The sequence below is a fragment of the Francisella sp. SYW-9 genome (genome assembly GCF_008711465.1).
In the GTDB taxonomy this organism is placed as follows: Bacteria; Pseudomonadota; Gammaproteobacteria; order Francisellales; family Francisellaceae; genus Francisella.
In genome coordinates this window covers 1-12,419 of the sequence record NZ_VXKQ01000044.1, presented here as the reverse complement: position 1 = coordinate 12,419, position 12,419 = coordinate 1, and the positions used below count along the sequence as shown (strand labels likewise).

Below are 12,419 nucleotides of genomic sequence, written 5' to 3'. Positions count from 1 at the left end.
CTTTGTGGCTTTAGCTAGCATATTTATTTGGCTTAGATAATTTTTTGTTCATGGAACCTATTTAGATTATTATAAATATTATCTTAGTTTATAACCCTATTGATTAGGCTCTGTGCACAAAAAATATAAATTAGATTGAAAATAGCTAAACCGTTGTTATTTAAAAGTTGAAAAGCAATAAATATCAAAGGTTTAGCAAGTGAATTATCATATAAAAGAAGTATTTTGGTCAAGTATTTTATCATTCTTAAAATTACAAAAAGGCATACATACAAATGATGAAAATAAATTAAGATTATTTATTGAAGCAATATTTTATGTGTTACGTACAGGCTACCAATGTAGGATGTTACCATTTTACTACAGTAAATATAGGTCAATACATAAGCGTTTTAAAGATTGGTGTGATAAGGGTATATTTTCTGATCTATTTCAGTCAGTACAAGACCCTGATTTACAAGAAGTTATGCTTGATTCAACCATAGCGAGAGCTCATGCCTGTGCTACAGGATATGACAAGGATGATAATCAAGCAATTGGTAGATCAGTTGGAGGAGTGACTCATGCTATAACTGATGCTTTAGGCAATCCAATGGAAATATTACTATCAGAAGGCAGAATTCATGATAGTAAAGTAGCAATAGACCTACTACAGAATGTATATAATACAAAAGTTATCACTGATAGAGCATATCACTCTAATGAGATTAGAGAACATATTCAAAATATATCCTCTGAAGCTATTATTCCCTGTAAATCAATAAATCCTATAGCTTTTGATATTCAAATATACAAAGAAAGACATTTCATAGAAAATTTCTTTTCTAAGCTTAAGCATTTTAGAAGAGTATTTTCCAGATTTGATAAAACCATTTCTGTATATCTAGGAATAATTAAATTAGCTTGCACTTTTATTTGGCTACGATGAAAATCTATTTTTGTGCACAGAACCTAGTTATTATGATTTATATAAAAAGTTTTGAAATAAAATATAAATTGATTGAACATTTAGAAATTTACTTTAATCATATTTTTTAATATAATTACAAGGTTTTTTATAAAAAATATAATTATAAGTCTAAATTGTCTAACCAAACTTAAAATAAAGATCTACTTATAATAAACTTAAATCGTAAATTATACATATAATAAATGGCATAGAGGAGTTTTCTAGTGCTAACAAAAGATAAAAACATAGGCTTACAGATTTTAAGAGGCTTGGCAGCGTGGCTTGTAGTTTTTCACCACTATAATCAGCTTTTTTTTGGATTTAAATATGGAAGTTTGCTTGGTTATTTTTTTTATAATAGAGGTCAGTTTGGTGTAGACATTTTTTTTGTTTTAAGTGGTTTTTTGATGTTTGTAGTTGCAAATAAAACAACCAATAATACAGAATTTCTATTAAAAAGAATTACAAGAGTATTTCCCGCTTATATATTTTTTACTGCATTTTTGATTCTATGTTTATATTTTTTTCCATATATAAATCATCTTACAACATTTAACCTAAAATCATTAATTTTCTCTTTTCTAATGATCCCTGGTCAAAACCCTTCTGGTATAGGATATTATCCATTACTTACAGTAGGTTGGACTCTATCTTTAGAACTCTGTTTTTACTTAATAGTCTATTTTTCCTTAATTTGCAGCAAAAAATATTTTTTCTTTTTAGTTATTATAATTTCATACATATTCCCATATTTTATCAATATCGGAATGTTTGAATATATGCATACGTTTATTTATGGTTTTATTTTTGCATTCTTTTATAATAAATCTCAACCATTAAAAAGTCTTTTAGGAAAAAAGGAAGTAAGAGCTTTTATCACATTTATCACCCTTATTATATTTAGTGGGGCTTTTGGCTGGAGTATTCAAGCCCAAGCTATTTGTGCAACACTAATACTTATATTATTTTTAGAAATTAAAGATAGTCTAGCCTCTAAATTCAGGATTTTTGGAGATATCTCATACTCAACATACTTATTTCACTCAATTCCAATGCTTATTCTAATGCATTATATTAATCTAGCAGGCTGTAGTCCATTTGGAAATGTAGTATTTGTAATACTCTTTTCTATTTTTGTATTTATAGTATCACTATTGAGTTATAAATATATTGAAAAACCTTTTCTATGGAAAACTAAAAGCATAAAGATTAATAATACGACCAACTAATATATTTAAAATTATTACTAATCATACACTTTTTTGTAAAGGCTTGTTTCTTAATTTATTAACATTTAAAATGTTATGTATACTACTTTAGATAAAACTCTATCGTCTCTCTGAACATTTTCTCAAAGTCTTGTGATGGCTTCCATCTAAGCTGATTCTGAATCTTGCTATTATCTATAGCATAACGCCAATCATGCCCCTTTCTATCCTCCACAAATGATATAAGTTTACTATGAGGAGCATTTTCAGGCTTATACCCATCCATTAACTTACAAATAGTGTTTATAAGTGTAAGATTATCAACTTCATTAATACCTCCAATATTATACACTTCACCTATGACGCCTTTTTCAATTACAGTTTGAATAGCATCGCAATGATCAACCACATACAACCAATCACGAATATTTGAACCATCTCCATATACCGGAATTAGCTTTTGATTTATACAACTATTAATTACAACTGGTATCAACTTCTCCGGATGCTGATAAGGCCCATAATTATTTGAACAGTTTGAAATAGTTACAGGCAGCTTATAAGTATGATGATATGCCCTAGCAATATGATCAGAACCTGCTTTAGATGCAGAATATGGAGAATTTGGCTCATAAGCCTTTTCTTCAGTAAATGCTGGATCATCCTTTGATAAAGTACCATATACCTCATCTGTAGATACATGATGAAACTTACAACTTGTTTCATCTAGCCCTAATTCATCCAACCAGAATTTCTTAGCACAATTTAAAAGATTAAATGTACCTATTACATTTGTCTCTAAAAACACTTTTGGATTAGCTATTGAGTTATCCACATGTGACTCTGCTGCAAAATGAACTATAGTTTCAATATTGTGTTTTTTGAGGGTCTCGTGTACTAAAACTTCATCACAGATATCACCCTTTATAAAAGTATGATTCTGATCATTAACTAAGCCTTTCAAATTATCTAGACTACCAGCATATGTAAGCTTATCATAAGACACTATCTTTATGTCATCGTATCTTGATAGCATCATACGTACGAAATTACTACCAATAAAACCTGCCGCGCCAGTCACCAAAATATTTTTTGCTTTATACATTTTATAAATCCTTTTGTAATTTTCTTATACAGTCTTTTAAAGAATCTCTCCAATACGGTATAACTATATCAAAATCTCGTTTAATTTTATTCTTATTAAGTACACTGTAATGAGGCCTTTTTGCAGGAGTTGGATAATCTGCTGTTACAATTGGATTTATTTGACAATTGATATCCGCAACACTCATAATCTCCTTAGCAAAATCATACCAGCTTGCAACACCCTCATTTGAGTAATGATATACTTCAACATCTTGGTTATTGAGTTTTGTTAAAATTTCCAAGATACATTTAGCTAAATCTTTAGCATAAGTAGGAGCACCTACTTGATCATATATCACTCCCAAAAATTCTCTTTCTTTCCCTAAGCGCAACATCGTTTTAACAAAGTTATTTGCATAGTATGAGTACACCCACGATGTTCTAATAATTATAGAGTTCTTTGGGCTTATACTTAGAACTGCTTTTTCACCTTCTAACTTAGTAGCTCCATAGACTCCTTGAGGATTTGTCTCATCATTTTCACAATATGGCCTACAGCTCTGACCATCAAAAACATAGTCTGTAGATATATGGATAAACTTAAGATTAAGATCTTTCACTATGTATGCCATATTTGCAACTGCTAAGTTATTTATTTTATCTGCTATTTCAAAATCAGATTCTGCCTTATCTACAGCAGTATACGCAGCACAATTGATAATAACATCTATATTGTTATCAATAATATATTGTTTAACTTCACTATGATTAGTAATATTTAACAAGTTACTATCTGTAAAAAAATACTCAAAACCATTCTCACTCGTAACCTTACCTAAGACATTTTCATCAACGCTGACCTGCTCTCTTAACTCTGAACCTAACTGTCCACTAGTGCCTGTTACCAGTATTCTCATATATGCTCATCTACTTAATTATTAACACTATTCATTAAACAATACACACTATATCAAAGACTATCATTAATAATAATTCTTTCCAATTTCAAATAAATCAACCATATCATTAAGTTTCGGCTGACATTTATCTTTTGCTGAAAGCTTAAGATTATCAACAGGTATCTTCCAATCCACACCAATACTCTCATCATTAAATGCGACACCTCTATCATAATCAGAAGAATAATAATTATCCACTTTGTAAGAGAAGATAGTATCATCTTCTAACACTACAAAACCATGTGCAAACCCTCTAGGAACTAGCATCTGTTTCTTATTTTCAGAACTTAATTCCACAGCAACATACTCACCAAATGTAGAACTACCCTTACGAATATCTACTGCAACATCTAATACCTTACCCTGAATAACTCTTACAAGTTTAGTTTGAGCATATGGGGGCAATTGAAAATGTAACCCCCTAAGGACGCCGTATGAACTTTTAGACTCATTATCTTGGCAGAAGTCAATTTTATAACCTAAAAAATCAAACAACTTATCTTCACGGAAAGTCTCAACAAAGTAACCCCTATCATCTCCATGTACCGTTGGTTCACAGATTACAACATCACTTATTTTTGTTCTAGAAAATTTCATCGTGGTACAGCACCTTCTTTGGCTCTTTTAATTAAATATTGGCCATATTGATTTTTCTTGAGTGGTTGTGCTAATTTTATAAGTTTCTCCTTTGAAATATATCCCATTTCATAAGCAATCTCTTCAAGACACGCTACTTTCAACCCTTGTCTTTCTTCTATAGTTTGGATGAAGTTGCTAGCTGCTAACATGCTCTCATGTGTGCCAGTATCTAACCATGCATACCCCCTACCCATAGTCTTAACTTTTAGGCGCCCCTCATCAAGGTACATTTGATTAAGGGTAGAAATTTCCAACTCGCCTCTATCTGATGGTTTGACCTGTTTTGCCTTCTCCACCACATCATTAGGATAAAAATATAAGCCTATAACAGCATAGTTAGACTTTGGCTTTTTAGGTTTTTCTTCAATACTCACCACATTTCCATCAGCATCAAAGTCAGCGACTCCATATCTCTCAGGATCATCAACATAATAACCAAATATACTAGCACAATTCATCTGCTCTACATTTTGAATGCTTTTCATAAACATCTTAGGTAAAGCATGACCATAAAAAATATTATCACCAAGTACAAGACAAGCTGAATCGCCGGCTAGAAACTCCTCAGCCAATATAAAAGCTTGAGCAAGTCCATCTGGGCTTGGTTGTACTACATACTCAAGATTTATGCCAAGATCAGAGCCATTTCCCAAAAGATTTTTAAAACTTGATTGATCCTGTTCTGTAGTAATTATTAAAATATCTGTTAATCCAGCTAACATAAGCACAGATAAAGGATAGTATATTAACGGTTTATCATAAATTGGTGTCAGTTGCTTACTAACACCCTTAGTAATCGGATATAGTCTAGTTCCACTACCTCCAGCTAATATTATTCCTTTCATAATTAATGCACCTCAATAATAAGAATCAATAATTAATTGATAATATACAAGAAACATCTTTAAATCCTAATTCAATAACTAGGACTCTATAAGATACCATTCATAAATTTTTCTAATGCCATTCTCAAGTTCAACTTTATGTTTCCATCCTAAAGAATGTAACTTAGAAGGATCTGTAAGCTTAACCATTGTACCATCAGGCTTATCAACATTAAATTTAAGCTGTCCTTTAAAACCAACAATTTCCTTAATAAGCTCAGCTAACTCTTTAATAGAAATATCTACTCCCGTACCAATATTGATATGAGTATTTCTTATTTCTTTAGCACTGCTTGAATACGTATCTTTAAAATCTCTACTCTCAAGTAAAAATACACAAGCATCTGCCATATCTTCAGAATATAAAAATTCTCTTCTTGGCTTACCAGTACCCCATATCTCTACAGAGTCTTCACTAACACCAAACTTAGATAAATATTGTTCCGCTTGCTCAATAGAATCCACAGATAAATTAGTCAGAACCTTTTGTGTTTGACCTTCATTTAAAAGTTTAGCAAGATGTATCTTCCTAACTAAAGCTGGCAAAACATGAGACTTTTCAAGATCAAAATTATCATTTGGACCATATAAATTAGTAGGCATAACAGATATAAAATTTGTCCCGTACTGTAAGTTATAGCTTTCACACATTTTTATACCAGCTATCTTAGCTATAGCATATGGTTCATTAGTATATTCTAACGGGCTAGTTAGCAAACAATCTTCTGGCATTGGCTGAGGGGCCTCTTTAGGATAGATACATGTACTACCTAAAAATAAAAGCTTTTTAACACCATTTACATAACTTTGATGTATGACATTATTTTGAATCTGAATATTATCATAGATAAATTCCGCTCGATAAGTGTTATTTGCAACAATACCACCAACTTTAGCTGCTGCTAAAATTACATACTCAGGTTTCTCAGAACTAAAAAAATCTTCAACAGCTTTTTGATTTGTTAGATCAAGCTCAGCATGAGTTCTTAGAACTAAGTTATTATAACCTTTAGACTGAAGATTCTTAACAATTGCAGAACCTACTAACCCCCTATGACCAGCAATATATATTTTACTATCTTTATGCATTTTAGATATTTCCTTACTCAAAATAGCTCATAATTTTATAGCCACCCTCTTTAAGGTAAACATCCTTTGTCATTAGCTTAAGATCACCTTCCATCATATCGTTTACAAGGTCTTTTAAATCATATTCTCTATTCCAACCTAACTTTTGCTCAGCTTTTGTCGGATCACCCAACAGTAAATCTACTTCTGTTGGTCTAAAGTATCTAGGATCTACACAAACAACCACTTGTCCTTCTGATAAGTGAGATAAATCAACATTAACTTCTTTTGCTCTTGCCAGATCAACAGAATCAACAACACCAATTTCATCAACACCTTCATTTTCAAATCTTAAGCTAATACCAGCATAAGCAAATGACAACTTAACAAAATCTCTAACTGTAGTTGTCTGACCAGTCGCAATAACCCAATCTTCAGGTTGATCTGCTTGTAAGATCATCCACATCATTCTTACATAATCTTTTGCATGCCCCCAGTCTCTCTTAGCATCTAAGTTACCTAAATACAACTTATCCTGAAGATTTAATGCTATTTTAGATGCTGCTCTTGTAATCTTTCTAGTTACAAAAGTTTCTCCACGCACAGGCGACTCATGATTAAATAAAATACCATTACATGCATACATATCATATGCTTCTCTGTAGTTAACTGTAATCCAGAAAGCATACATTTTAGCAACTGCATAAGGCGATCTTGGATAAAATGGTGTTGTTTCACTTTGTGGTATTTCTTGTACTTTACCATAAAGCTCAGATGTACTTGCTTGGTATATCTTAGTTTTCTTCTCTAAGCCAAGAAGTCTAACAGCTTCTAAGATTCTTAAAGTACCAGTACCATCAGCATTAGCAACATACTCAGGTGTTTCAAATGACACATGCACATGACTCATAGCAGCTAAGTTATAAATTTCATCAGGTTGGGTGTCTGCAATGATTCTAGTTAGATTCATAGAATCAGTCATATCACCATAATGTAAAATTAAGTTTCTATTCTCAACATGAGGATCTTGATATAAGTGGTCAATTCTATCAGTATTAAAAAGCGAACTTCTTCTTTTAATACCATGAACAATATAGCCTTTCTTTAACAAAAACTCAGCCAAATATGAACCATCTTGGCCTGTGATACCTGTAATTAATGCTACCTTTTTCATTTACAATCCTTATATTTACTTTATTAAATTAAATTCTATTAAAATCATCTTCAAGTCTAACAATATCATCTTCACCAGTATACTCGCCAACTTGGGCTTCGATCAAAACAACAGGAATTTTACCATTATTTGCTAGCCTATGAACCTCACCCATACGAATATACACAGATTCATTAGGCCTAACAATAAAATCTTGATCCCCTTTAGTCACAGTAGCTGTACCTGATACTACTATCCAATGCTCACTACGATGATAATGTTTCTGCAAAGAGAGTCTCTTTCCAGGTTTAACTTCTATTTTTTTAATCTTATAACCTGGGGTATCTTCTAATATCGTATAAGTTCCCCACGGCCTATGAGCTGTCAAATGAATGTTTTTCAACTCGTCACTCAAAAGCTCCACAACTTCTTTGACTCTTTGCGAGCTTCCTTTTTTAGCAATTAAAAGAGCATCACCACTATCAACCACTATCAAATCTTCCACACCAATAGTAGCAATCTTTTTAGATCCGCCCTCACTGTGAATTAAGTTATTTTTACTATCAATACCAATATGATTGTTACTTACAGTATTATTGTTTTTATCCTTAGGGAGTTGATCAAAAAGAGAGTCAAAGCTTCCAACATCATTCCAAACAATATCAGCAACAACCATTTTTATCTTATCTGATTTTTCCATAACCGCATAATCTATTGATTTAGCTGGGATGCTAATCATATCATCATAATTGATAGCATCTGAATTTATTAAATTACTTCGATTATAAGCTTCAACACATGCAGAATGTATTTCTGGAGAATGCTTCTGTAACTCTGAAAGAAAAACCCCTGCCTTAAACATAAACATGCCCGAATTCCAATAGTAATTCCCATCAGCTAAAAATCCTTCAGCAGTTTTAGCGTCTGGCTTTTCATGAAAACTCTCAACGTCAAAGTTCCCTGCAGATTTTATATACCCAAAACCTGTATTTGCAAAAGTTGGGGTTATTCCAAAAGTTACTAAACTATTATGCTTAGCAAGTTTCTCAGCTTGCTTAATGATACTCTTATATTCGTCACTTGAATCTATAATATGATCTGATGGGGTTACAAAAACCACTTCTTCTGGATCCAACTTCATACAGGCTAGTGCAATTGCTGGAGCAGTGTCGCGACCAACAGGCTCCTCTAAAAACCTACTTGAGTTTAATAATCCTAGCTCTTCTAACTGATCTTTTGCCAAAAAAAGCTGTCCTTCATTAGATACAACCATTGTAGAGTCACAGACAGAGGAATTTCTGTCTATAGTTAATTGAAATAAAGACTTGTTGTCAAACATTTGCACAAATTGCTTTGGTAACAGTTTTCTACTTATTGGCCATAACCTGGTACCACTACCCCCACATAAAATGAGATTGATCACAAAGACTCCTAAACACTTGTAAACACAATATAACTCCTAATAATTATACTATTAAGAAAATATGTTTTCTAGTGAATTAAAATAATGTTTTTCGTATCTTTATATTATCTTTATACAAATACTGAAATGTTGTAAACTGAACTCAAAATTATTACTTTTTTATTTTTTTATGAAAAGAAATCATATAGCTGTTGCTTTGATAGTATTATTTATATTTGCCCTTACACTTTATTTAAATTACATCCAACCTTTAAGAGGAGATGATTTTGGGCGAGCATGTACAGATGTTCTAGGTAAGGGACTTATAATGATGGTCCACTCAATAGAAGCTGATTATTTTACTTGGACTGGAAGAGTTTCCGCCCAGGCTTTAATATACCTACTTCTAAGCAAAACCTATATTGGGCTATCTTTATTTATTATCAATACTGTTAGCTCAATAGCCTTTGTTATATTTATGTTTATATCTTTTAAAATTGTTAGTTTTGATAAAGCCAAAATTGTATCTAAAGACTTCTTGATTTTTTCATTATTTTTTACACTGATATTCTACCAAACTGGCTTTATTGGCAACATCTTGTGGAAAACTGCAGCAATTCAATACTTCTGGGGTATAACATTATTAACAACCCTATACTATTTAACAATTATCAAAGGGAAAGAAAATATAATTTTTGCCATTTTTGTAGGTTCTGTAATCGGATTATATAATGAAATCTACGTTGCAATATCTACACTCTTATGCCTATGTTATTTTGTAGATAGAAAAATATATAAGCAGCCTATTAACAACGCTATTGTAGCCTTTTTCATCTCTTGCTTAATAGGAGGAGTTATATTAATAGGAGCTCCTGGCAACTATGCCCGCCTAGACTCAATGTCTCATGGAATTCATACAAACTCTTTTGACAATATTATAAATTTATTAAACCAAATAATCTCAAGACCTACAGATACGGCAATACTTATCGTGATGCTTATAGTTTTTATCGCCTTAATATTTTCTAACAAGAATATTAAGAAAGTAAAAGCTACTTTATACACTTTGACTTTAGTTTGCTCCATATTTATATTAACCCCAGTAGTTAAATCTTATGATATAAATCAACGAGTACTTTTAATTTATTATGCAGTCTTTTTTATAGCAACATATCAACAGTTTTACACACATAACTCTAAAACTATTATAAAAGCCAGACACCTTTTAAATAAATTAAGTTTGTTGATTGCTATTGTTTTAGCATTATATTTACTATCAATAGTTAATACTCGCATTGAACTATATAAATTTGAAAAGTATAGAAATCAGCTAGTAAGTAGCTATCAAAAAAAAGGTATTAAAAACCCTAAACTACCATGTCTAACATATATGAGTGCAACTATTTTCAATGATGATATAACCGCAGATAAAAATTCTTATAACAATAAGGCTTATGCAGAGTTTTATGGATTTAATTCTGTTGAGTGTGATCACATTTATAACAATGTTTCAAAACCGGAGATTTATCGTAATGAATAAGTTATATTTAAAAAAAATAATAGTGTTAGTAATTTTTATTATTAGCTTCTTTTTTTTGACAGCAATATATACGTATCTTTTTGCAAGAATACAAAATACAACTATATTCTTTAAGTTTATTGATATTATACATATGCCATTACTTCCGCCAATTTCATCTTTAGCTTGGTTAATATCTCTGCCAATACTTCTAATAACATATTACAAAATATTCTACTCATATATATTTAAAAATTATACTCTTTAGATAAAGTTAAAATATTGATACTTGACTATATTGATCAGTTTTAATTGATTTAAAGCCATAATAACTAGCAAACTGCTCATTATACCAATTATCTGTAAACGGTGCTAAATCCATAAAAAATACTTTCGGTTTTATAGTAAGAAATATAGGTGGTACTATCGCATCTTCTACATTCTTACTTTGCAAACTCTCAATAATGTGCATTCTTTTCATATTATATAATCCAACTTGTAAATATGAGCTCAAAAGTAAACCAAAAAATATTAATACAATGATTCTAAATAATATATAAACTCTTTTTAAAACATCGTAAATATTACTATTAAATAGATATTTACATGCTACATAGAAGTAAACAGTCATATAAATCATTTCAACACGTAGAGCTAAACCAAACATAATTAAAAGCATAGAACATGAAACAAGAATAAGCGCAACTAACGTAAGTATTTTTGTTTTTATATTTTCTTCGTAGATAGATGTTAGTATTATAGACAAGATAAATGGTAAAGATAGCTCCCAACTTGAAAAAAATATTCCGATAAAACTTACAATATGTGTTATTAAGTATAAAAATAAGCTTTGCCCATTAATCATACTACTTTCACGAACATAATTCCCAGGAGCTGTTATTAGAATTATCGTTGAAATCATAAAAGGAATAAAAAAGAAGAAAGTATTTTTGTTAATCTTTTGTTTTTGAAGTAGTTGGTGAACAATATAGCATAAGAATAAAATAAATATAACCATAGAAAAAGCTACATTATATAGCCCTATGATAACACCTATTATTAAAGATAAAATTTTAATTTCTTTTTGCTCAACAAAACAGTAATAATAAAAAATAATGAGTAATGTTAATCCCCATAAATATTGTATACCTACTGTTTTCCACATTGAGTGTGCAATAAAACCAGATATCATAAAATATGACATAAACATACCCAAATATACTATAAATTCTTTGCCAGATATCTTATCCTGACCTTTTGTTATAGATTTGAATAAAAATATAATCAAAGATGTCATAGCGAGAGCATTTATAATATCTAGTAAATATATTAAAGATGGATAATCCTTATTAAAAAAGAAATAAACTGGAAGTTGCGCAGATAACCTACCAGTCCAACAAAAGTAGTCATGTTTTAAATTCGCAAAAATAGTTCCATTAGAAAAAGCGTTAATGTTTGATCTCCAAAAATCATCCATAAACATTGGCTGGCAAATATTAGCAAATAAAAAACATAAAAAAATCCCACATAATATTAGGTTCCATGAACAAAA

At 30.7% G+C, this 12,419-nt stretch carries 11 protein-coding genes; 3 read left to right on the top strand and 8 right to left on the bottom strand.

What is annotated here, in order from left to right:
- Positions 1-199 precede the first annotated feature (199 nt).
- Complete coding sequence (locus F3D62_RS12130; RefSeq protein ID WP_150468507.1) at positions 200-928, top strand: IS5 family transposase; 729 nt, start codon at positions 200-202, stop codon at positions 926-928.
- Positions 929-1,173: 245 nt separating this feature from the next.
- Positions 1,174-2,178: an acyltransferase family protein gene (locus tag F3D62_RS12125; RefSeq protein WP_224732696.1), complete on the top strand. Its 1,005-nt coding sequence runs from the start codon at positions 1,174-1,176 to the stop codon at positions 2,176-2,178.
- Between the two features lie 82 nt (positions 2,179-2,260).
- On the opposite strand, the gene rfbB is transcribed toward F3D62_RS12125, so the two are convergent.
- The 7 genes from rfbB to F3D62_RS12090 form a co-directional block, all read right to left on the bottom strand.
- The gene (gene rfbB, locus F3D62_RS12120) at positions 2,261-3,262 is read right to left on the bottom strand and encodes a dTDP-glucose 4,6-dehydratase (protein ID WP_150468506.1); all 1,002 of its coding nucleotides are present in this window, start codon (positions 3,260-3,262) and stop codon (positions 2,261-2,263) included.
- A gap of 1 nt (position 3,263) precedes the next feature.
- Complete coding sequence (gene rfbD / locus F3D62_RS12115) at positions 3,264-4,160, bottom strand: dTDP-4-dehydrorhamnose reductase (protein ID WP_150468505.1); 897 nt, start codon at positions 4,158-4,160, stop codon at positions 3,264-3,266.
- 66 nt (positions 4,161-4,226) lie between these two features.
- Positions 4,227-4,799 carry a dTDP-4-dehydrorhamnose 3,5-epimerase gene (rfbC, locus tag F3D62_RS12110; RefSeq protein WP_150468504.1) on the bottom strand — a complete coding sequence of 191 codons (573 nt, stop codon included), beginning with the start codon at positions 4,797-4,799 and terminating at the stop codon, positions 4,227-4,229.
- A complete protein-coding gene (gene rfbA, locus F3D62_RS12105) occupies positions 4,796-5,686 on the bottom strand; it encodes a glucose-1-phosphate thymidylyltransferase RfbA (protein ID WP_150468503.1) in 891 nt (296 codons plus the stop codon). Before rfbA ends, rfbC begins: the two co-directional genes overlap by 4 nt.
- Before the next feature lie 78 nt (positions 5,687-5,764).
- A complete protein-coding gene (locus tag F3D62_RS12100) occupies positions 5,765-6,814 on the bottom strand; it encodes a GDP-L-fucose synthase family protein (protein ID WP_150468502.1) in 1,050 nt (349 codons plus the stop codon).
- Positions 6,815-6,827: 13 nt separating this feature from the next.
- Positions 6,828-7,967 (bottom strand): GDP-mannose 4,6-dehydratase, encoded by a 1,140-nt coding sequence (gene gmd, locus F3D62_RS12095; RefSeq protein ID WP_150468501.1) that lies wholly within the window; start codon positions 7,965-7,967, stop codon positions 6,828-6,830.
- Positions 7,968-7,995: 28 nt separating this feature from the next.
- Positions 7,996-9,369 (bottom strand): mannose-1-phosphate guanylyltransferase/mannose-6-phosphate isomerase, encoded by a 1,374-nt coding sequence (locus tag F3D62_RS12090; protein WP_150468500.1) that lies wholly within the window; start codon positions 9,367-9,369, stop codon positions 7,996-7,998.
- 169 nt (positions 9,370-9,538) lie between these two features.
- On the opposite strand from F3D62_RS12090, the gene F3D62_RS12085 reads away from it, so the two are divergent.
- Entirely contained in the window at positions 9,539-10,888 is a 1,350-nt protein-coding gene (locus tag F3D62_RS12085) for a DUF6056 family protein (RefSeq protein WP_150468499.1), read from the top strand.
- A gap of 253 nt (positions 10,889-11,141) precedes the next feature.
- On the opposite strand, the gene F3D62_RS12080 is transcribed toward F3D62_RS12085, so the two are convergent.
- Positions 11,142-12,419 (bottom strand): DUF6056 family protein (locus F3D62_RS12080; RefSeq protein ID WP_224732695.1); only part of this gene is annotated, 1,278 nt, incomplete at its 5' end.